At 41.2% G+C, this 23,187-nt stretch carries 15 protein-coding genes and 1 pseudogene; 10 read left to right on the top strand and 6 right to left on the bottom strand.

The window, feature by feature from the left end; genetic code table 11:
• Positions 1 to 158 precede the first annotated feature (158 nt).
• The 4 genes and pseudogenes from EHS15_RS19520 to EHS15_RS11515 all read left to right on the top strand — a co-directional run.
• Positions 159 to 437: pseudogene (locus tag EHS15_RS19520) on the top strand (HAMP domain-containing protein); the annotation flags it as partial.
• Positions 438 to 509: 72 nt separating this feature from the next.
• Positions 510 to 1,355: an adenylate/guanylate cyclase domain-containing protein gene (locus tag EHS15_RS19400; RefSeq protein WP_425460642.1), complete on the top strand. Its 846-nt coding sequence runs from the start codon at positions 510 to 512 to the stop codon at positions 1,353 to 1,355.
• A 2-nt stretch (positions 1,356 to 1,357) separates the two neighbouring features.
• A complete protein-coding gene (locus EHS15_RS11510) occupies positions 1,358 to 3,790 on the top strand; it encodes a FecR domain-containing protein (protein WP_135760712.1) in 2,433 nt (810 codons plus the stop codon).
• The gene (locus tag EHS15_RS11515; protein WP_135760713.1) at positions 3,780 to 4,958 is read left to right on the top strand and encodes a hypothetical protein; all 1,179 of its coding nucleotides are present in this window, start codon (positions 3,780 to 3,782) and stop codon (positions 4,956 to 4,958) included. The genes EHS15_RS11510 and EHS15_RS11515 overlap by 11 nt, the downstream gene beginning before the upstream one ends.
• 38 nt (positions 4,959 to 4,996) lie before the next feature.
• Here the strand turns inward: EHS15_RS11515 and EHS15_RS11520 are convergent, their stop codons facing one another.
• On the bottom strand, positions 4,997 to 6,742 hold the full coding sequence (locus tag EHS15_RS11520; protein WP_135760714.1) for a PP2C family protein-serine/threonine phosphatase: 1,746 nt from the start codon (positions 6,740 to 6,742) through the stop codon (positions 4,997 to 4,999).
• 163 nt (positions 6,743 to 6,905) lie between these two features.
• Here EHS15_RS11520 and EHS15_RS11525 point away from each other — a divergent pair, with 163 nt between their 5' ends.
• Both EHS15_RS11525 and epsC read left to right on the top strand, forming a co-directional pair.
• Positions 6,906 to 7,505, top strand: coding sequence for a glutathione S-transferase family protein (locus EHS15_RS11525; protein WP_135760715.1), 600 nt, complete (start codon positions 6,906 to 6,908; stop codon positions 7,503 to 7,505).
• A 144-nt stretch (positions 7,506 to 7,649) separates the two neighbouring features.
• A complete protein-coding gene (epsC, locus tag EHS15_RS11530) occupies positions 7,650 to 8,627 on the top strand; it encodes a serine O-acetyltransferase EpsC (RefSeq protein ID WP_135760716.1) in 978 nt (325 codons plus the stop codon).
• A 173-nt stretch (positions 8,628 to 8,800) separates the two neighbouring features.
• Here the strand turns inward: epsC and EHS15_RS11535 are convergent, their stop codons facing one another.
• The 4 genes from EHS15_RS11535 to EHS15_RS11550 all read right to left on the bottom strand — a co-directional run bounded on the left by EHS15_RS11535 (position 8,801) and on the right by EHS15_RS11550 (position 17,202).
• The gene (locus EHS15_RS11535) at positions 8,801 to 10,414 is read right to left on the bottom strand and encodes a family 2A encapsulin nanocompartment cargo protein cysteine desulfurase (protein ID WP_135760717.1); all 1,614 of its coding nucleotides are present in this window, start codon (positions 10,412 to 10,414) and stop codon (positions 8,801 to 8,803) included.
• A complete protein-coding gene (locus EHS15_RS11540) occupies positions 10,401 to 11,336 on the bottom strand; it encodes a family 2A encapsulin nanocompartment shell protein (protein WP_135760718.1) in 936 nt (311 codons plus the stop codon). The genes EHS15_RS11535 and EHS15_RS11540 overlap by 14 nt, the downstream gene beginning before the upstream one ends.
• 340 nt (positions 11,337 to 11,676) lie before the next feature.
• On the bottom strand, positions 11,677 to 13,524 hold the full coding sequence (locus tag EHS15_RS11545) for an ABC-F family ATP-binding cassette domain-containing protein (protein ID WP_135760719.1): 1,848 nt from the start codon (positions 13,522 to 13,524) through the stop codon (positions 11,677 to 11,679).
• Between the two features lie 57 nt (positions 13,525 to 13,581).
• Positions 13,582 to 17,202, bottom strand: a complete 3,621-nt coding sequence (locus EHS15_RS11550; protein WP_135760720.1) for a PAS domain S-box protein — start codon at positions 17,200 to 17,202, stop codon at positions 13,582 to 13,584.
• A gap of 174 nt (positions 17,203 to 17,376) precedes the next feature.
• Between EHS15_RS11550 and EHS15_RS11555 the strand changes: the two genes are divergently transcribed.
• The 4 genes from EHS15_RS11555 to EHS15_RS11570 all read left to right on the top strand — a co-directional run bounded on the left by EHS15_RS11555 (position 17,377) and on the right by EHS15_RS11570 (position 22,845).
• Positions 17,377 to 19,995, top strand: coding sequence for a tetratricopeptide repeat protein (locus EHS15_RS11555; protein WP_135760721.1), 2,619 nt, complete (start codon positions 17,377 to 17,379; stop codon positions 19,993 to 19,995).
• A 248-nt stretch (positions 19,996 to 20,243) separates the two neighbouring features.
• Entirely contained in the window at positions 20,244 to 21,617 is a 1,374-nt protein-coding gene (locus tag EHS15_RS11560; RefSeq protein ID WP_135760722.1) for a hemolysin family protein, read from the top strand.
• A gap of 5 nt (positions 21,618 to 21,622) precedes the next feature.
• Positions 21,623 to 22,159 (top strand): phosphopantothenoylcysteine decarboxylase, encoded by a 537-nt coding sequence (locus EHS15_RS11565; protein ID WP_135760723.1) that lies wholly within the window; start codon positions 21,623 to 21,625, stop codon positions 22,157 to 22,159.
• A gap of 8 nt (positions 22,160 to 22,167) precedes the next feature.
• On the top strand, positions 22,168 to 22,845 hold the full coding sequence (locus EHS15_RS11570; protein WP_135760724.1) for a phosphopantothenoylcysteine decarboxylase domain-containing protein: 678 nt from the start codon (positions 22,168 to 22,170) through the stop codon (positions 22,843 to 22,845).
• Here EHS15_RS11570 and EHS15_RS11575 read toward each other — a convergent pair.
• Entirely contained in the window at positions 22,831 to 23,187 is a 357-nt protein-coding gene (locus tag EHS15_RS11575) for a DMT family protein (protein WP_135760725.1), read from the bottom strand. The genes EHS15_RS11570 and EHS15_RS11575 overlap by 15 nt on opposite strands.

A 23,187-nucleotide genomic window follows, 5' to 3' on the forward strand; every position in this document is an offset into this window, starting at 1 on the left:
GAGATCTTTTGGCTCATCCCGATAGAGATTCTGTTTTAGCATCTAAAAATTTCATCAATGTTCCGATCGTAAAAACTCTTTTGGAAAGTAAAATCGACAACGGACAAAATAGATATTTAGGAACGGATGGTTTTTATCATTTAGGCTCTTTCAAAAAGATGAGTCTGGCGGGACTCGGAATCGTTTCCACGGTCAAGGAAGATGACGCTTTCGAGCAGGTTTATAACATTCAAAGAAGAAACATCTATATACTTCTTATCATTCTGAACGTTTCCGTCATTATAGTGTTCTTTTTTTCAAGAACGATTTCTTCTCCTATCATTCGTTTGGTGAGTGCCACAAAACAAATCGAAAGCGGAGACTTTCATGTGGAAATTCAGCCAGCCAGTAGGGATGAAGTTGGGATCTTAACCAATTCCTTCAAGGGGATGGCGCACGGTCTGGAAGAAAGGGAAAAAGTAAAAAGCATTTTAGGGTCGATGATCGATCCTACCGTGGTGCAGGAAGCAATGATCGATCTTGCCGCTTTGAAACGAGGAAGTGAAAAAACGATCACTGCCTTTTTCTCCGATGTGGCGGGGTTTTCCACCATCAGTGAACAGTTGAAATCGCAAGATCTTGCGGCCTTATTGAACGAATATCTCTCCGCAATGACCATCATCTTGAAAGAACATGACGGAGTTTTGGATAAATACATCGGGGATGCCATCGTAGGAATTTTTAACGCTCCTGTTGATGTCAGCGAACATCCGCTCAAGGCAGGAAAGGCGTCTATCGAAATGGTGAGAAAGCTGAAAGACCTTCGGCAGTATTGGATCAAAAACGATCTCTATACTCAAGAAGCCAGAGAGATGGATGCACGTATCGGTTTGAATACTGGACCGGCTAAAGTCGGTTTTATGGGAACGGATGCTCTCGCTTCCTATACGATGATGGGTGATACTGTGAATCTTGCTGCGAGATTGGAAGCAGCAGGAAAAGATTACGGAGTGAACATTCTTATCAGCGAAAGCACTAAGGCTTTGGTCGATCAGGAATTATTTACAAGAGAGTTGGATCTTGTGCGAGTGAAAGGGAAAAACGAGCCCGTGCGTCTTTACGAATTGATCGCTTCCCATTCGGATATAGATCCGATTCTAAAAGAAAGTGCGGAAGCTTATGAGAAAGGTTTCGAACTTTATTTGAAGAAAAATTTTTCCAAGGCAATCGCGAAACTCAACGAAGCGGTAAAAATCAAATCCCAAAAGTTCGGAAAAGACAAAGCGGCGCTGATGCTGATCGAACGTTGCGAAGAATACAAACAAACCCCTCCCGAAAAAAATTGGGACGGAGTGTTCACTAGAACTCATAAATAAAGATGAATTACAGTCGCAACGAAAAATTCTGGATCGTAATACAGCTCGCACTGCTGTTCGTATTCTCAGGATTGTTATACTATGATTTGAATAAAAGACTGGATGCAGGTGACGGAAAGATCATCGGCACGATCACTTTCAAACAAAGAACCGTACAAAGAAAATATTCCAGCAGAGTCGTTTGGGAGGATATGGAACAAAGTTTCCCTCTTCGCAACAGGGATTCCATTCGAACCGCAAATGCGGCAGACGCAGAGATTACGTTAAACGACGGAACGAAGATCAATCTGAGCGAAAACAGTATGATCTTATTGAATCTGGACGATGAAAAAACAAACATCGATTTTGCTTACGGTTCCGTATCAGCCAACAGTTCCGACTCACAATCTCCTTCAAAAATCAGCATTCAATCGGGAGACACTGCCGTTACTGTCGGAAGCGGGGATGTGAAATTATCCAAAGAAGAGAACAAAGAGCTATCGATTGCGGTTCAGAAAGGGGAAGCACAAGTTGTGTCCTCAGGTAAAGAGAGTTTAAAAATCGGTTCTGACGAAAAAGCAGTGTTAGGTGCAGGATCGGAAAAGATAGAGATAAAAAAATCGGAACTTAAGCTTGTCTCTCCTTCCGATCATTCTCGCTTTTTTACAACGGCGGCTTCCGTGCCGATTCAATTCGAAGTCCAAAAAGATTCTTCCCTTTCCGATTTGAAATTGGAGGTTTCCAACTCCAGCCAATTCAAACAGACCGTCGCAGTGCAGGCAATCACTGACAAACCATATTCTTTGTCTTTGAAAGAAGGAATTTATTATTGGAGAGTTTTGTCCGGCAAGGAAGTCAGCATCGTTCGGAAATTCAGTGTGATTCGTAATGTTCCTGTGAATCTGATTTCACCAGGTAACAATGTTAAGCTGAAGTCCGCAAATGAGAATGCATACGTTTCTTTTTCCTGGACGAAAAACGATTTAGCTTCCAATTATAAGTTGGATATATCCAGTTCTTCCGATTTCTCCTCAAATTTACAATCGACTACTTCTGTGACTCATTCTTTGTCTCTTTCTCTTCCTAAGGGCAAGTATTATTGGAGGGTGGGAGCATCGGTTCCACAGGGAGAAGTAAATACCAGAAGTTACCTGAATTCTATTGTTTCTTCTTTCGAAATCACGGAAGAAGACAAAAGAAAACCTCCTACACTTTTTAATCCTGCTCATAAGTCTTCCGCCTATACGGCGCTAGTGGAAAAGAAAGGACTTCCGTTCAATTGGTCTAAGGATTCTTATTCTTTGAGTTACGAGTTTTTTCTTTCGAACTCATCTCAGTTCGATTCTATCCTTCTTCAGAAAACGCTTCCCGGAAACTTCTTCGAACTGAAAGAAAAATTAAAACCAGGAATCTACTATTGGAAGGTGATCGGCAAATCGAAGGAAGGGATAGAGTCGGAATCTTCTTCCGCAAATTCTTTCGAAATCAAAGATATCCAATCTTTCCGAAGTTTTTCGCCTGAATCGGATGCGAATTATTCTTTGCCGGAAGTGACTGCGAACGGAGTGAGTTTCTCTTGGGAAAAACTTCCTTTTTTGGGGAACTATCAACTGCAGATTGCGGAAGATCCCGGCTTCACCAAACAATTAAAACCTAGCTTCGGAGCGAATACGAAAGTCATTCGGAAAGATATTTCAGCAGGATTGTATTATTGGAGAGTTTTTTTCGTGAACGAGTCTGGAGAAACTTTGCTTTCTACCAAAGAACAATCGTTTGTTGTTAGATATCTTCCCGAAGATCCTAAACCTTACTCTCCCAAAAACAATATCGTTCTTGCGGATACTTCCAAATCCGTTTTGTTTCAGTGGTCTAGGACGGGCGCGCTCCAATATGAATTTCGTTTGAGCAAAAAATCGAACGGTAAAAAAACAGAGATACTTACCAAGAATATCAATGAAAACGAATATTCTTATCCTGAATCAGGGACTTGGGAAAACGGAGAATACGAATGGTCTGTCACTTCCTTAGGAGAAGGGGGAGTAAAAAGTAAATCTGTTGTTTCCCGCTTTTTCGTCGGAGAAAGTACGGAACGAAACATAAGCGGAAGTTTGGTGGAGGGAATCGGTGCGGAATTGATTTATCCGATCAACGGACAAATCGTAAATCTAACTCATTCCAGTTCCATTCGATTCCGTTGGGCTGTTTTGCCAGGAATTAAAAAATATAAATTCTCCCTATCCGACGGTAAAAAGGAAATTTTATCCGTTCAAACAGGAAAACCGGAATATGTGTTAAACAAGTTAGATGTATTGGATTCTAAAGAGTTCCGATGGACAGTGGTTCCGTTAGACGGCGATACTCCATCTTCCGAAAAGTCCGGCACCTTCAGGGTTGAGTTGGATGCGATCAAAGAAGAAGTGGAAGTTCTCTCTCCGGATGTTCAGTATGGCGAATAAAAAAATTAAGGTTCTTATTTTTCTATTCGCATTCATCAATTATGCGATTTTTGCAGATGCCCCTCATACGATCCGATGGAGAGAAATTCCCAGTGCTTACGGATATGTTGTCGAATTGAAAGATTCTTACGGCAATCTTCAAACGAAAGAAGTAGAGATTGCGAATGTGAGTTTTACCCTGAGCCATGGAAAATATAAATACAGAATCGGTGTCATCAATAAGTTCAAAAAGGTGGCGAAATGGTCGTATTGGAACGACTTGGAAGTGCGTCCTGTCGCCAAACCTTCCGTTCGCACTGCTTCCACCGAACCTAAAAAGGAAGGGAATCAAAGTATTGTTAGTTTGGAAGGCGACAATATTTACGAAGGCACAAAAGTTTTCGTAGTCCAGGAAGGGAAAAAAATCCCTGTTCCGATGGAGACGACAAGAGAAGGTAAAGCGAATATCTACGTTGATCATAATCAAGTCGATCAAACAAAAGACTATAAACTGGTATTGGAGAATGCGAATTTCGAGCCGACGGAAGTTCCTATTTCAGCGAAACAAGTCGCTCAGCTGGAGAATCAAACAAACGATCCGAATTCGATAGATACCCAACATACAAACGTTACAGAAACGACTGCGACAGAAACTTCTTCTTCCGGAGAGACGGACGATCCGTCCTCTAAAAAAATCGCGATTTGGCCTTTGTTTTGGAGACAGGCTCTTCTGCCTGGTTGGGGGCATGTGTATATGGGAGAAAGCAATATAGGATATTCTTATATGGGGGCGTTCGTTTTGACCACTTTATATACGTTTGAGCGCCATAGACAGTTTCAATCGATCCTATCCGATTATAGAACACATGAGAATTATTCCAATAGTTTAAGAGCGATGGATTTGAATGCGCAAGTGTTCCCTTATTTGGCGGGAACCCTTTCCAATGATTATTTTGCGCATCGTGTGGATGAAAAAGCGAAGCAGGTCAATTCTGCTGCAACTCTGATGGGATTGGTTTATACCGCATCTCTAATCCACATAGTGATTTCCGGTTATAATCAAAAACGTTCCGAACCCAGCAGACAAGGGATGAGTTTCGGTCTTAGACCGGATGAAACACCTTTTGCAACTAGAACGTTGGATCCTTCTCATGTGAAAGTGGATGTAAAGTTCCACTTTTATTATTAAACTTTCGGAAAGTAGCAAGTTGATCCGGCAAAGGAAGGCTAAGCGAGAACTCCTTCTCCTTTGTATCGTAGCAGAACCAAGGTTAAATCGTCTTGAATCATTTCCATGCCCCCTGAATAATCCAAGATCGTATCGAAAACCACATCTCTGATGTCTGTTAACTTTTTGGATCGATTGGAAGATATCAATTCCAATAATTTATCTTCGCCGAACATTTGTATGGAGTCTGGTTGTCTTGCTTCCGTCAAACCGTCCGTGATTAATACGATCAAATCGTCTTGTTGTAGAGGATAAGTTTCTTCCTCCGACATGGTAGAGAAGAACGGAGTTATGATTCTTCCCATAGGTTTTAAGCTCACAAGTGTTCCCGATTTTTTTATGATAAACAAAGGAAAGTGGCCTGCTCTTGCGAATTGAAGTTTCCCTGTGCTCGTATCGATATGAACCATACTTGCCGTTACGAAATGGTCTTTTAGGTTGGGAGTGATTTGAGTGCGGATATGTTCGAGACTTTGTGTCAGATGACCTAATTTTCTGCTCCAATGGTCCAAGGACATTTTCACCAAAGCGGACAGAAAGGCTGCGGGGATTCCATGACCGGATACGTCGCAGATAAAAACCCCCAATTCCTTGGTTTCCGGTCTCCATTGTATATCGAAGAGATCCCCTCCGACTTTCATCATCGGAACGTTTCTGAATGCGATCTCCATAGAATCCGCATCTATTACTTTATTCGGAAATAATGATTCTTGAATTCGTTTGGCGACATCCAATTGTTTATCGATTTCTTGTTTTTGTTGTTCGATAACTTTCGTTCTTTCTTGGACTTTTTTCTCCAGAACTTCGTTTGCAATCTCTTTCAGTCGGTTCAAGACTTCTAAAGATTCAACGGCTTCTTTCTGAGCTCTTTCTCTTTCTTTGGAGATAGTGACTAGAAAGTAGGAAATTCCGTTGATGCTGAATAAAAACGCATCCAGATAAATAAGAGAATCGTTGATAGACAAATCTCCCGCATTCTTCATCGCAAAAACACCTTCTCCTCTGACGGTTTGAGTGACTGCGGTGAAAGATAAAATTGCGCTGGCAAGCGTTGCGCCGTATTGACTGAACCTAAGACTTGTTAATATGACAAAAGGAATCGGCAGGAATAATAAAGGCAATGCGTCGGAAAATGCGATTCTCCCTGCAATGTAAATAATGATGCACCAAAAAATTAACTCTACTTTGGCGAATAAATTCGTTTTGAAACGTTCTGAAGGATGGAGCCATACATAAAGTAATGGAGCGACGATAATAAACCCTTGCAGTTCACCGGAGAACCATGTGAAAAAAGTGTTCCAATAAGCTTCCGCAGGAACAAAACCCCAGAAGTAAAGACTGGATACCCCTATAACAGTGCTTAGTGCGGAACCGGGAACGGTACAAAGAGTCAAAAAGTAGAGTAAACCTTTTGTCGAATAAAGAGGGTCTCTTCTTCCTGTAAGTCGGAATAAAAGATAGAAGTTTAAAACCGAACTGAGAGTGTTCCCTATCCCGATGAGAAGGGCTGTGGGAATATGGGGATTGTTGAGATAGTTTGCCGTAAAGGCACCTAGGAAAATCCCAGGAACCGAGGTTTTTCCGATCAGCATAATGGCTGTAAGACCCATTCCTTCCGGCGGCCAAACAGGTGAAACCTGGCTGTTCAAAAAAGCCAATTGAAAGCCGATCTTCGAGCAGATAATATAACCGATCGTTAATACGGGAGTCCATATCGCCAACTGCCAGATTCGTATCGATTTCATAGGGAAATCAAAGAATAGCTTTCCAATCGATTCAGTCTAGCCTTTCTTCAATGTATTGTCTCCAATAAATAAAATATTTCCCAGCCTTTGTGGAAAGTTTATACTGGTTCTAAGCTTGGTGCTTCCCGTCGGTGAAATCGAGTGCCGGGAAAGGATGATGATTATGAAAATATACGGAATGAAAGCTTCTGGGAACTGTTATAAAATTCAGTTGCTTTCCCATCTTTTAAACCTTCCTTACGAATGGATAGAAACGGACGGAAGAAAAGGAGAAACTAAAACCCCTGCTTTTTTAGAGAAAAATCCGAATGGGAAGGTTCCCATCATCGAACTTAAAAATGGTGAAATATTAAAAGAATCTAATGCAATTCTATTTTATCTGGCTGAAGGATCCGAATACTCTTCAAAAGATCTTTGGGAAAAGGCTAAGATTTTGGAATGGATGTTCTTCGAACAATACAGTCATGAACCTTATATTGCAACGAACCGTTGGATCATTAAATATCTTGGTAAAAAAGAGGAGCAAAAACAAAAGATCGCAGAAAATCATCCTAAGGGAGTTCATGCTTTGCAAATCATGGAATCGCATTTGAAGACCAACGATTGGTTTGTCGGCAATCGATTTACCATTGCAGATATTGCTTTATTTGCATATACGCATAAAGCAGAGGAAGGGGAATATGACCTAAAGAATTTCCCTCGCATTTTAGAATGGATTCAAAGAGTTTCTAGCGTCAAGGGATTTGTTCCGCAAGAGAGTTAGGCGGCTTATCCTCTTGTAGCGGGAAGACTTCCCCTATAATTTTCCTAAAATTGTGCAATAAACTGGGCGGATAGGGTGATATATTAAACCTAGCTTCTATTAGTGTTTGTTATCTTGGATATTATTTCGTGATATTGGACTATTATGAGCGCACCCCTTCCGAAATCAAATGGCCATTTTCAGAATCAGGACTCGAATCGAACGGGCTCCTTACTTTCCTTAGGTGCTTCTGCACAGGGTCTGACCCAAGAGGAAAAGGACGAATACAGTCATTTTGTAGAGTCCATCTATCGAAAACAATACGACGATGTGCATAGATACGGGGGAAGGCAGGTTGCGGAAAGTTTCATACAGGAATTATTCAGTATTCTTTTTGCAGGTTATTTCTCCGAATTGACTTTCCGTGATTTGGCTCAGGTGGAAGACAGTTTATCTTTTTTTTTCCTAGGAGCTAAGAAAAAACTTTCTCCGTATCTGACTTTGAGAGAAGAAAAGTCCATTCAGCCATCATTAAATGCAAATGATCTAATTTATGAACTAAAAAGAAGTCTGCCTCGAATCTATGAATTGATTTGGGAAGATGCTGCCGCTGCTCATGCGGGGGATCCTGCTGCGGAAAGTATTAAGGAAGTTGTTCTCGCATACTCCGGATTTTATGCGATTGCAGTTCATAGGGTATCTCATGTTTTGTACGAGTTAGGTGTTCCTATCTTTCCAAGAATGTTAAGCGGTTATGCTCATGAAAAAACGGGAATTGATATTCATCCCGGTGCAAAGATCGGAGGTTCCTTTTTTATGGATCATGGCACAGGGATTGTGATCGGAGGGACTACCACGATTTCGGATAATGTCAAAATCTATCAGGGGGTAACATTGGGAGCGTTATCCGTCAGTAAAGATTTAGCTAAAGTTAAACGACATCCTACCATAGAAGAGAATGTCGTGATTTATTCAGGTGCAACGATCTTAGGTGGAGACACAGTGATCGGAAAAAATACGATCATCGGAGGAAACGCTTGGGTGACTCATAGCATACCTCCTTATTCCATCGTTTATCAAAAAAGCGAAGTGAGAGTTCGGAATTCTCAAGAATTGGATAACCAAATCGATTTTACGATATAAAAGGGAAGAGACATAATCCGACGGGAGGGTACTCGAACCCCCACCCGAGTTAGGGTGGAGGGGAGTGGCTCGTGGGCCATCCGCCTTTCCGTCTAGCAGATATCCCTCCTTTCGTAAAGGAAGCTTTCGGTTGTGAAAAAAAATTCTTCCGAAAACTTCACCTTTTTGCCTAGTTAGGCGACCGGTCCGCCTATTCTTCTTCCGCTTGTAATCTTAAAAAGCGCTTCGATCAGCGCATCGATATCCTCGCACGTATTGTAAAACGCCAAAGAAGGTCGAACCGTTGCTTCTAGACCGAATCTTCTCAAAATCGGCTGCGCACAATGGTGGCCGGATCGAACTGCAATGCCTTCTTGGCTCAAAGCTTTTCCGATTTCTTCCGTTTTATGACCATCCAAAACAAAGGAAAGAACTCCCGCTTTGTCGGCTGCGGTACCAATCAGACGTAGGCCAGGAACATTTAATAATTGTTTGGTTGCATATTCCAACAAAGAATGTTCGTAGTCGGAGATGTTTGCCATCCCGTAGCGGTTTAGATAGTCGATCGCAGCACCTAATCCTACCGCATCGGCAATGTTTCCTGTTCCTGCTTCGAAACGAAAAGGAGATTTTTGATAGACCGTTTTTTCGAAAGTGACGTCCTCGATCATATTTCCTCCACCTTGCCAAGGAGGCATGGATTCCAAAACTTCCGCCTTACCGAAAACGACTCCGATTCCCGTAGGTGCAAAAACTTTGTGACCGCTGAAAACATAAAAATCGCAATCTAAAAATTGAACGTCTACGGGTAGATGAGAAACTGCCTGCGCACCGTCTACAAGAACCTTCGCTCCGTAGCGATGTGCCATATCTACCATTTGTTTGGCGGGAGTCACAGTTCCCAATGCATTGGAAACTTGCGTGAGCGAAACGAATTTAGTTTTTGATCCTAATAGTCTTTCGTATTCGCTCAGGATGATCTGACCGGAATCGTCTACAGGAACTACTCTTAGTTTTGCGCCTTTTTTAGCACATAACATCTGCCAGGGAACGATATTGGCATGATGTTCCAACCAAGTGATGATGATCTCATCGTCCTTGGTAATGTTTTTTTCTCCCCAAGTGTTCGCTACGAGATTGATTGCTTCCGTAGCTCCTCGGACAAAAATAATCTCTTCCACGCTTGGAGCATTTAAGAATTGTTTTACTTTGGTTCTTGCCGCTTCATAGGCATCCGTAGCTCTTGCAGCCAAAGTATGTGCGCCTCTATGAATGTTGGAGTTTTCGTGCTGATAAAAATAGGAAAGTCTGTCAATCACCGCTTGCGGTTTGTGAGTGGTTGCGGCATTGTCCAGCCAAACAAGATTTTTACCGTTTACTTTCTCACTTAAAATGGGAAAATCTCGTCGAACGCTTGCTATATCAAAATTTCCGGAAGAAAGTGATACGGAAGGCACAACAGACGGTGAGAATATAAAAGGGTCTGCCGTTTTTTCGTAAGAAAATTCCGAAATGTCTCTTCGTATTCCTTCAAGAAAACCGAACCCCGGAACTTGGGCAATCCCTGGAATGTCTTGAAAATTGGGAAATTCTTGTGGAATGCTTTGTTTTGTGGTTGGTAGGATCGGATCCTGCTGTAACAAAAGTTCATCCACTCCTAAAGAAGCAGGAGCGGCAGAGGATGATGGCAGAGATCCGAAGATCTCTTTCGCCATGGACTCCAAAGCTTTTGTATCGAAAAGCCCCTCTACATTGTGTTGGAAAGGGATGTTTCCGAAATCACCCGAAAAACTATCATTTGTAATCATAATAATTTCCCACATCGACATTTTCCAAAGCGGCAATCGCATCGTCAGTGAGAACCGCAGCAGAACAATAGAGAGAAACTAAATAAGATTGAATGGCAGATCGATTGATTCCCATAAAGCGTACGGATAGTCCGGGAGTTTGTTCACCAGGAAGGCCTGGTTGGAATAATCCTACGACACCTTGTTTTTTTTCACCCACTCTGAGTAGAAGGATATTCGTAGTTCCCGAATTGGATTTCGGATTCGTTTCTCCGTTTACCAAAAGTTTATCGGTAGGAATCAGAGGCAAACCTCTCCAAGTAAGAAATTGAGCACCGAACAAAGATACTGTGGCAGGAGGAACACCTCTTCTGGTACACTCTCTTCCGAAAGCCGCAATGGCAAGAGGATGGGCAAGAAAAAAGGAAGGTTCTTTCCAAACTTTGGTGATGAGTTCGTCCAAATCGTCTGGAGTAGGAGCGTTTTTTCTAGGTTGAATTCTTTGTTCTTTGGGAACGTTTTTTAAAAGACCGTAATCTTCGTTATTGATGAGCTCCAATTCTTGTTTTTCTTTTACACTTTCGATAGTGAGTCTGAGTTGTTCTTTGATTTGATCGTGAGGAGAGCTGAATAGGTCGGAGACTCTTGTTTGAACATCTAACACCGTAGAAATGGCACTGAGGGTATATTCTCTCGGTTTTTCTTCGTAGTTAACGAAAGTTTCAGGAAGTTGTTGCTCCCCTTTTTGTCCGCAGAGAACTTCTACTTGACTGTTTTTGGCAACTTTATTGACTCTTAAAGTTCCTGATTCGAGAGGCTTCCAATCCAATAATCGAACCAGCCAGCGAGGAGTGATAGCACCGTATTGAGGTGCGGTTTTGGTTGTGTTTGCGAGCTGTCTTGCCGCAAGGTCTCCTAAAGAATGCTGAACGGTCTCTGCCATGAAAGAATCTCCTAAAAATAGTTACGTAGAGAAAACTTGTTGGCATCGGTAGGAAACGACTATTGAAAAAAATCTTCGATTTGCACTCCGCTTCTTTTACTGAATCAATTAATATTATATATTAACAGCTTGGCTAATATATTGAGCAGAAGGAATTGTTAGCTGTTTTGCGGATCGGTAAAAACTTCTGCTTTGACTGCTTTTCACCTAATTTAAGATAGTTTTCGATCAAAAGATTGATTCGAATCGGAAGTTTCCTATTCGTTATACTGGAAACGAACTCTAATCTAATCGAAAATCAGTGGGATTTTCATGCGGAAAGATTTACTAAATGGAAAAATCAGACTTTTTCCCATTGTGCATATTTCTCTTCGATGAGCAGGTCTAACCCTTCTATTTCTTTAGAAATTTCCGCCAATTTGAGATGGTCTTGAGAGAAGGATTCTAAGGATAAATGAAGGGTTTCCTTTTGCTTTTCCAGTTTTTCGATCTCTTCTTCCAACTTCTTTCTTTGTTTTTCTTCTTTCGAATTCTTTTTAAAGTCGGATACCGGCTTCTCTTGCACTTGAACTTTGAGTTCTTCCTGTTTTTCTTTAGGTGCCGATTCTTTCTCCAAATAAGAGGAGAAACTTCCTATATAGGTATCGATCTGCCCGTTTTCTTGAAAAACTAGCAAAGATTCGGCGACTCTATCCAGAAAATAACGATCGTGCGATACTGTAACGACTGTTCCAGGAAATTCGTTTAGAAAATTTTCCAAGATGGATAATGTTTGTATGTCCAAATCGTTTGTAGGTTCGTCCAAAATCAAAAAATTAGGGCCGCACATAAGGATTTGAACCAAATACAATCTTCTTTTTTCTCCACCGGAAAGCTTTGAAATTTGAGTGTATTGTTGTTTGCCGTCGAATAAAAATCTTTCCAATACTTTGGAGGCTGTGATTTTTTCACCTTCTTCGTTGGTAATGTATTCCCCTGAATATTCCTTAATGTAATCGAGAACGTTCATCTGGAGAGGGAGATCCCTGCTGATTTGATCGAAATAACCGATCTTAGTGTTTAATCCTGGTTTGACGAATCCCGAATCGGGATCTAGAACTCCTGCAAATAAGTTCAGCAAAGTCGACTTTCCGACTCCGTTCGGACCTACGACGCCTAACCTTTCTTTGGCTTTGAAATAGTATGTGAAATTTTTTACGATAGGTCTGCCGGGAAAGGATTTATGAAGAGAATGAATTTCTAAAATCGTTTTTCCTTGTCGTTTAGAGGCAACGCTTAGTTCCAGTTCTTTTTGTAGTTCGAATACTTCTCTATTCTTGAGATTCTCCGCTCTGTCGATTCTGGCTTTTTGTTTGGTGGTTCTCGCTTTTGGCTGACGTTTCAGCCATTTCATTTCCTGTTTTAGAAATTGTCTGTTTTTATCTTCTTGTTTCAGAAGCGTTTCTTCTCTTTCTACCTTTTTTTCAAGGAATTCGGAGTAGTTCCCTTCGTAAGTATAATGGCTACCTCTATCGATCTCCAGAATTTTGGAGACGACTCTGTCCAAGAAATAACGATCGTGCGTGATGAGAAGAAGCGCTTTTTTACATTGGATCAAATATTCTTCCAACCACAGGATCGAATTCACATCCAAATGGTTTGTAGGCTCATCCAAAATAAGAAGATTACTTTCTTCGATCAGCGTTTTGGCAAGTTCTACTTTTTTCAGCATCCCTCCGGAAAGAGAAGACATTTTTCTTTCCAGCCTATCGACACCTAGCTCTCGTAATATGGAGGTGATTTGAGATTCGTATTCCCAAGCGGAGAGCCTGTCCATCTCCTGCATAAGGCGAGTGTAGTTTGCTTCCGATTCTTCTGTTCCTGTTTCCAGTTCTGCACAAGCGATCGCATAATCGTGAAGTAGATTTACTAATTTCCCTCCGCCTCTGTAGATATGATCGATGATTTTTTCTTCCGGATCAAAAACAGGATTTTGTTCCAATACGGCAATCTTTAACTGTTTGTTTGCGATGACGCTTCCTGAATCTAACTCCTCTTTGCCGAGAATGGTTCTGAGAAGCGTCGATTTGCCGGATCCGTTGGTCCCTACGATTGCCACTTTCTCTTCTTCGGAGATTCCGAAGTCTAAGTTTTTGAATAATACTTTTTCGCCGATTGTTTTGGAGAGTTTGGAGATGGATAATAACACGATTTAGCGCCCAATGACTATGGAAACCAAACCCTGATTAAAATCTATTGGAAAAATCTAAGAAACAGAAGCGGTTTTTCGGATCCACTTGTCGATCGTATCTTTGATCCTGAGAAAAACAACAGGCTTGGAAATATAATCATTCATCCCCGCTTCCAAACAACGGTCTTCTTCTCCTTTTAAAGTTCCAGCAGTGATGGCAATGATAGGAACCGACTTTCCTTTTTCCATTTCTCTGATTTTGCGAGTCGCATCGTATCCGTTCATTTCCGGCATTTGGATGTCCATAAAAATTAATTGCGGAAGATATTGACTGAATTTTGCAACAGCTTCTTTTCCGTTGACTGCTTCTATGATTTCCGCACTAGGGATGCATTTAAGAATGATTTTTTTGGAGAGTTGCATGTTCACGCTGTTATCTTCCACAATCATCACTACATAAGGTAATTTTGATACATTCGACTCATCGTTGTTATTTTGTTTAGGAAAGTTCAGTTTTTCGGATAGGATCTTGTCGCGGGAATCGTTTGATTTGAAATAGGAGTTTTGTTCCTCTGAATGGGATTCGGAAGGAAGTTCCAGTTTGAAAAAGAAGGCACTTCCTTTGCCGACTTCACTCTCTACTTCCAAATATGAATTCATCAAACCCAAAAGTTTGTTGGATATGGATAATCCTAGGCCGCTTCCTCCGTAACGTCTTGTTGTGGAAGCGTCTTCTTGTTCGAAAGCTTCAAAGATCTTTCTGCGATTTTCAGAAGAGATTCCTATTCCGGTATCCTTGACCATAAAGAGAAAAACTTTTTTAGCTTCTCGGATGGACGGGTTTAAACATTCGATTTTGATCTCTATCTCACCTTCGTGAGTGAACTTAACCGCGTTGCCGAGAAGGTTTAACATAACTTGTCTTAAGCGAATAGGGTCTGCCCATATATATCTGGGAGTTTCCTCGTCCATCTTCAAAGACATTTTCAGTTGTTTTTCGAAGGCTTTGTATTTGATTATATCCATGATTTTGCCGATTAACTCGCGTAAATCGACTTTCTCAGCGAAGATTTCCATCTTCCCCGCCTCAATTTTGGAGAAGTCCAATATATCGTTCAAAAGATCCAAAAGAGATGAGGCGGATTGGTAAACTGTAGACATGTATTCTTTCTGTAATTCGTTTAAATCCGTTCTGAGAAGCAGATCCGTAAAGCCGATCACTCCGTTCAAAGGAGTTCTGATTTCATGACTCATATTTGCCAAAAATTCGGACTTAGAACGATTGGCTGCTTCCGCTTTTAGTTTTGCTTCGATGACGCTTCGTTCCAGGTTTTTTCGGTCGGATATGTCTGTAGCGATCTCTAAAAAGCCGATGATGTTTTTTTCCGAATCTCGGATCGCCGTAGTTACGGAATGAACGGGAAAACCTGTTCCGTCCTTTCTGACAAAAGTCCATTCTCTGGCATCGTATTTTCCCAGTTTGGCATAGGTCACGAATGTATCGAATCCTGAAATTTTTTGCCCGAATTCACGAGAGAGTTCTAGCCCTCTTGCTAAAACTTCCTCTTCTTTATGGATGGAAACTGTGGACTTGATTCCTACCATTTCATTTGCAGAATAACCTAATAATGTTTCGGCGCCTCGGTTAAAGTTCGTGATTAAACCATTACAATCCGTACTGATGATGGAAACTTGAGTGCTTGCGTCCAAAATACTTTGTAGGTTCGCGATGGTTTCCTTTGTGATTTGATTCGATCTTACGCGTTCCGTAGTGTTTTCCACTTGTGCTACGAAATGATGAGGTTTCCCTTCTATCGTTTTGATCACGGAAACACTCAGCAAAACATAAACAATTTGTCCGTCTTTACGGATATAACGTTTTTCTCTATTGAATGATTCTATCCTGCCTGCAAGCAATTCTTCCCTATAATTCAAATCTATAGTGAGGTCTTCCGGGTGTGTGATGGATTGAAACTGTCGACTCAACATTTCTTCTTTCGAATAACCTAACATATCGCATAAACTTTTGTTTACTTCCTCGAATTTACCCGATAAAGATATAATCGCCATTCCAAATGCGGAAGAATGAAATGCTTTCTTGAATTGTTCCTCTTTGAGAGCCTTCTCAAAGCTGTCTAACTTCCTTTGATTGATGTCTTGTAGGGAGCCGTGAATTCGAACACATTGTCCGTTTACATATTCTGGATTTCCTATGGCACGCACCCATTTCGGTTTACCTGTGACGGTTAAAATTTGAATTTCTATATCGTAAGGAACTCCTGTTGCAATCGATTCTTCGAATATTTTAAGAAAGTATTCCTTGTTTTCTCCTTCTTTGATCAACTCCATCGCCATATCCAAAGTAGGGCTGTAAGAAGGAGAGGTTTCATACAAAAATCTCATTTCCTGGGACCACCAGATCGTGCGATGGATGAGATCCACATCCCATCCTCCTACTTGAGCGACTCGGTTCGTATCTTCCAAACGTTTGTGCACTCTTTGGATTTCATTTCTTTGTCTGACTATCTGTTCTTCAAAACTTTTCCTTTCCGAATTGTCTTGGATATAGGCTAGAACCGTTTTGGGAAAACCGTTTTCATCATAGATCGGAGTGGAATAGTCGATCACAAAAATGGAAGAGGAATCTTTTTTAAGGATTCGATATTCTTGAGTGAAAAAAGGGAGTTTTTGTTTCAGATAAACGGATATTTCCAATTCGATCCTTTCTCTGTCTTCAGGATGAATTAAATCCAGCAGTTTGATGTTTCCTGATTGAATTTCTTTGGCGGAATATCCGTTCAGATTATCTATATTAGGTGATACATATTGGACCGGCCAGCCGGGGGAAAAACTCCAGCGGAAGACAACCATCGGGCCGTTTATGAATATTTTGTTTCCTTCTTCTATTGCGGACTGTAAATGTAATGTTTCGGTTACATTTCTTGCTACTGCGATCACTTCCGTGACGTCTTTATTTTCGTAAAGTATGGGAGAGATCAATAAATGGAAATATCTTTCCCCATCAGGGAAGGGTATCGAATAATCCACGTAAGTTTTTTCTCTAGTCTGAAACGTTTTTTCGATCGCTTTGACGATTTTCCGTTTCGTATCTTCCGCAAACGGAATGTCGTAGATCGACTTACCGATGTAATTCTCTTGTTTTACTATATGATCAGCGGAGTCATATTGTTTCAACTCTTGAAACACATACTGTCTGTCCAAAAGAAAGACCATATCTCCCACGTTCATTAAGATGGATGAGAGCCTGGCAAGAAGAGTGTTTGTCTCTGTTTCTCTTTCTTTTACTTTTGTGATATCTATATTGCTTCCTAGAAGACGGATGGGCACTCCTTGGTCGTTACGTATGCATTTCCCTCTGCATCGAAACCAGGAAGTTGTACCTAATGCATGTTTGTATCTAAGAACGGTTTCGAAATATTCGGATCCATCTTCCAGATGTTTATAAAATGCCTCTCTGACGGCGCCTTGGTCATCCGGAAAAAGAACTTCTTTCCAATGAGGAGGATTCTTCGGATCGTACCCTAAGGCGGACCAGAATGTGCCATTCATCCAGCCTTCTTCCCTATTTTCCAGATTCCAGAACCAAATTCCGTCCAGTGAATGATCGAGTAAAAAGGAGAACAGAGATTCATCCTTTTTGAGGTGGGAAAAAAATTCATCTCTGAGTCGATTCACTGTTCTTTAAACCCGCTTTAGTGGAATTGGACGAAAAAAAAATTACACTTGAGACGAGTTATTTTTCTAAAATCCAAACAGGATGGACGGAAAAAGTAAAAGTTTTTAGATTTTGGAATTCCGACTTATGTCACTTGACCAAATTTCGGCAATTTGAAAGAATACTGGATATATATGAGTTTTGCCGGAAAATGCGTGAAAGTCGCAGTTCTTCTCTGTATTTCTTATTTCTACGGACCGATTTTCGCCCAAAGCGCGCGCAACCAAGGCTGGTCGATACATTCTAACGGCTCCAAGCTGATGATCCAGGGAAATGAAGCCCTTTCTTCCAGGGACGACTATCGTTTTAAATCTCCTCAAAATCTTTCCGTAAATCAAGAAATTGACTACTATTTAATATTAGGTGAACTTTATCTCCGAAGAAAGGATAAGATCGGAGTCGCCAATGTTCTTTACGATCTGAGAACCAAAAAAGGAGATTATAATTTTGCAGACGCACTTTTGACTTCCTTGTGGAAACAGGCACAAGGTGATGATGCACAAGCTTCCAAAGTGATGGATGCTTACATTCAAAAAGAACCGAACACTTATTTTCGTAATCTAGCAAAGAATATGCGGACAAATCTTTTCCAAGGAGGAGAAGACGAAAAAAAAGCGATGATTCGGATGGATTGCATCAAATCGAAACCTTATTATTCCTTGTGCAGGGTTTTCCGACTTCAGTATTATATCGATCTCCCGAACGGAAAAGACAAGGAGATGCATAAACATTATGTGAACATCATGAGAGTCGCTTCTCCTTTTTTCGAGGATCCTCTCTTGGAATGGATTCCTCTTTTGGATAGAATCGACGAAGATCTTCCCGCCAAACTTGCATTTCTCGGACTCATCAACGAAGCTTTTTATTTCCAGAATATGATTATGGACTTCGAAAGAGTCAGCGACGGAGAAGTGAGCGAAAACTCCATGGAGAGACTTTCCTTTTTTCAGATACTGAGTGGGGATTATACTTCTGCGGAAGATTCCCTCCTTCAGTATTTGCGTTTGTCCAAAGGAAAAAAATCTTCCATTACGAATCGAATTTATCTCAAGTTAGGTGTGATTGCCTATCTCCAGAAGGAATATAAAAAATCCATCGACTATTACTTGAAGTTGGATCTTTCCAATTGGTCTTCGAACACACTTCATCCCGTTTTAAACGAACCTTTGAGTATCACGGGAGTAAAAGATCTAATCGCTGTCAGTGTCTGGAAAGGACAAAACTCGGATAATGCGGTGAGAGCTTTGCAGAAGATTCAAGATCCTGAAAAGCTGACGGAAGACGATATTTGGCCTAAACTTAGGTTGGCTCAGATCATCATGGATCAAAATCCGGAACTTTCCTCTAAAATCACAGATGAAATCATTTACATGGCGCAAGGGAAAGGATGGAGAAGATTGGAGTATGCGGCTACCATCCTGCAAGGTTATAATCAAATTTATAGAAAAGAATTCCGTAAGTCCACTGTGGAATTCACGAAGAGTAGAGGGATTTTAGACTCCGAAAACGCTTTTTTCTCCTCAGAATTCATTCGCAATTTCGGATTCGTTTTTGCTCATACTGCTTCCGGCAAAAGAGGACCCATTTCGGGTCATATCAAAGACGGTCTCACCGATTATTATCAATCCGTGTTGTATGAGGATTTGTTTCTCATCAGAAACTATAGACCCATTTCCTTTTCCACGGATCAATTTTGGGATCATTCCGTACAATTCTTTAAAGATGAATCGGACGGCTGGGGTTTGTTAGATGCACTTTATAGATATGAGTTGATCAAAAGAAAACAAACGGATAAGTCCAAACCCAATTCTCTGTTTCAGGTTCAGTTTGTGGACTCTCAGTTTAAGTATTTATCCGGCTTTCAAACGCAGAGAGAGGCAAAATTTTTCGATTCCACATATATGGACAGCAGAGAAACGGAATCCGCTCTTCTATTGAAGACGGAAGAGGAATCCATCAAGTCCATCGAATCCGCAAAGGTTCCTACGATATTTCTGCTTCCTTATAAAGATTCCATATTTTTGTTTTTTTATCATCCTAAAGAACCGAGAAAGAGCGCATTGACTTGGAAAGAAGTGAGAACCTCCCGCCTCGATTCGATTGAGATTACAGAATCCATCAAAGACTTTTATTATTTAACTAAAGATTTTGAATCCCATCAGATCTTTCTGAATGAAGCGGGTTTTTTAAACATCAAACATTTGAAAAAGGATTTTAAGGACAGAGAGTTCTCTCTTTTTTATTCGATGATGCCGAATCAAGATGCAGGGAAACAGTTATCGGTTGTCAGTTGGTCTTGTCCGATGGAGAACGTCACTTCGGGAATGAAGAATATAAAGAATGTGGAGACATCTTATTTCGAAGGCTCTCGCATTCTGAAAGATAAGGAAAGAGCTCACCTATGGGACTTTGCCACTCAAAGCAAAAAAGATTCTTCTTTCGCAAATTTATCTTGGTCGTGCAAAAATAGTTCCGGTAATTTCGAAGAGATCAGCCTGAATCGTTTGGTTCGCAGAATCGATTATAGAACGGTGCCTAGAGCGATCGTTTATTCTGAAAAAACTCTGCCTCGTTCTTTTGGGGATGGGTTTGGAATTCATTCTTCTTGGATTCGGTTCTGGTTTCGGTCCGGAGTGAAATCCATTTACTACAAACCTAATTGGTCTTACTCCGATCTTCCTAGCGGCCAAAGTTTGGTGGATCCCGCTTTTTATAAGGAAGAAGGTTTGGTGATCACTCAAACTCCTTGGTAAATGTGACATAATGCCCGTCTGTCTTTGTGACAAACGGGTATTTTCATGAAAATATAGGCGACAGGGCATGATGCGGGAAAATACTTATCACTGTTTCCTCTTTTCCCGTAAAAGAGATCGATAACATCCGAAATGGACCCTGATAGTAATTTCTATTTTCACAACAATCCGACCGATTTGATTCCCTCAATTGCGACCTTCGCAGTTCTTTCGCCTCCTTGTTTCGTTGTTTTGGATACAACCGCTTCATGGAATTGATCGGAATTTTGCTCATTCTCATTTTAGTTTTCATCAATGGCTTCTTTGTTGCGGCAGAGTTTGCTATGGTTTCCATTCGTCCTTCCCGTTTGGAAGAGTTGGTAAAAGAAAACAGATCCATGGCTCTTATGACCAAAAAAGCGGTCAGCAAGATAGACGACATGTTGTCTGTCTGTCAGGTGGGAATCACCATTGCGAGCCTACTTCTCGGTTGGATCGGAGAGGAATACTTTGCAAGTATCGTCTCGGGAATCTTTCGTCTCTTTGATCTTCATGTAGAAGCCCTTACTGTGCACAGCATCTCTATCGGAGTCGCATTCACCGTCATCACTTTGTTTCATGTGATCTTAGGGGAATTGGTTCCTAAGTCGATCGCCATTCAAAATACGGAGACGGTCGCCTTAGGAGTGTCAGCTCCTATGTGGCTTTTTTATTATTTGTTTTTTCCTGTTACGTTCATTATGAACCGTTTGGCGGGAGGAGTTTTGACTCTATTCCGTCTCCAACAAACAGGCGATAAATATGTTCATTCTCCCGAAGAGTTAATGATCATCATCGAAGAGCAGAGAAAACAAGGGCGGATCGATAAGGAAGAGATGCGTCTCATCCAAAAAACTTTCGATTTTTCCGAACATTCCGCAAAGGATGTAATGACGCATCGTCTTTCCATCATAGGAATCTCTCAAGATTCAACGATCGATAAACTGCTTCCTTTGATCGCAGAACATAGTTTTTCCCGTTACCCTGTTTATGATCAAACTTTGGATAAAATCACTGGAATCGTTCACGTTCAAAAATACTTGAAGTGGCAGGCGGATCATACTTCCAGCAAAGGCAAAAAAGAAAAGATCACTGCACTCATGGAGAAGGATTTAGTCGTGGTTCCCGAATCGATGTCGATCGAAAGAGTGATGTCGAAGCTGCGTGAAAAAAAGCAGCACATGGGAATCGTAATCGATGAATACGGTGGAGTTGCCGGCCTTCTTACTTTGGAAGACATCATAGAGGAATTTTTCGGGGAGATTCGGGATGAGACGGATACGGATGAAACTCCTTCCGTGAATCGAAAATCCAAAACAGTTCTTTTGGACGGTGAAACCGAAATTGACAGCCTAACAAACATTCTCGAAGGAGAAGAGCAGGAAGATCTGGACGAAGTCCGAACCATTGCAGGTTACTTCCTGGAAAAAAACGAAGATATGCCCAAAGAGGGGAGTGTCGTTCGTATCAAAAAAGGAATTTTAAAAGTCAAAAAGATGGAAGGAAATAAAATTCTTTCCATCTCTTTCACTCCTAAAGGCGAATCCACCTCTGAAGATTCCGAGTCCGAAACGGATAAGGAAGTTTCCGTAGAAGACAGGTAATATCGATGAAAGAGATCGTAATCGCAGTTTCCGGATCGATCGCAGCTTATAAATCCTGTGATTTGGTCAGATCTCTCACCAAACAAGGGTATCCTGTGCGGGTGATTATGACTAAAAACGCCACCAACTTTGTCGGCAAAATCACATTCGAAGCTTTGACGGGAAAACCGGTTCGTATCGAAGAATTCGATACGGGAATGGCGCATATCGAAATCAAAACAATCGCTTCCGTTTTCGCTGTGGTACCTGCGTCGGCCAATATCATCGGAAAAATGGCGAACGGAATCGCAGACGATTTGGTCACTTCCACGTATCTGGCGGCAACCTGTCCTGTTTTAGTCGCACCTTCTATGAACCCGGGTATGTATTCTCATCGAGCGGTTCAAAGAAATTTGGATCTTCTGGAAAAAGACGGGGTTCATATCATATCTCCTGACAGAGGAGTGGTCGTTTGCGGGGACGAAGGTTACGGCAAACTCGCTTCCGTGGAACAAATAGAAACGGAAATTCTCAGATTTCATAATAATATCGTTTCCTCTTAATCTTTTTAATGAATTCAAAATATCGCAAAGCAATTGTTACATCCGGACCTACCAGGGAATGGATCGATCCGGTTCGTTATATTTCCAACGCTTCCTCTGGGAAAATGGGGTATCATATCGCAGAATCTCTGCTCAAGTATCCTTTGGAAGTGGTTTATATTCACGGGAACACATTGGAAAAATATTCTTTTGTGAAGGGAGCGGCGAAAAATATTTCAGTGGAAACAACCATCCAATTGAGAGATGCCGTTTTGGAAGAGGTGACGGAGGATTCCATACTTATCATGGCTGCGGCTCCTGCGGACTTTCGTCCTATCATGACCGCCGAACATAAAATAAAGAAAGATAAATCGGAAGGTTCATCCAAGGGACTTCTTTTGGAATTGGAAGAGAATCCGGATGTGCTTGCCCAACTTTCTTCTCATGTGAAAGAGAAAGGATACAAAAATTCTTTGCGAGTCGGCTTCGCTGCGGAAACGCAAGGACTCGAAAAATACGCGAAAGAGAAATTGGAGAAAAAAGGAATCCAATGGATCGTAGGCAATTATGTAGGGCAAGGAAAAGGATTCGGTGAAATCGATTCAAGCGTGCGTATCTTCCATGCGGAAGGACTTGCGAAAGAGATCGGACCTCTTCCTAAGGAAAAAATCGCAGAAGAAATCGTTTCTTTTTTAATGTCCTTGTGATTTGCCCCCGAAGGCAAATGCGAAATAACCGGCCAGAAGGATCAACCCGAAACTTACGATATAATTCCATTTGATCTTCTCACCTAATACTAATGTAGCGAAACAGATAAACACTATGATCGTTACGATCTCTTGAATGATCTTCAATTGAAAACCTTCGAATTTATATTGAGTGTATCCGATTCGATTGGCTGGTACCATCAGCATATATTCGAAAAAAGCGATTCCCCATGATATGAGAATGATGTAAAAAACGTTATTCGTTTTTATGAACTTTAGATGACCGTACCAAGCGAAGGTCATAAAAATATTGGATAAAAATAATAATAATACTGTGAGCAT

It is taken from the genome of Leptospira idonii (genome assembly GCF_004770995.1).
Lineage (GTDB): Bacteria > Spirochaetota > Leptospiria > Leptospirales > Leptospiraceae > Leptospira_A > Leptospira_A idonii.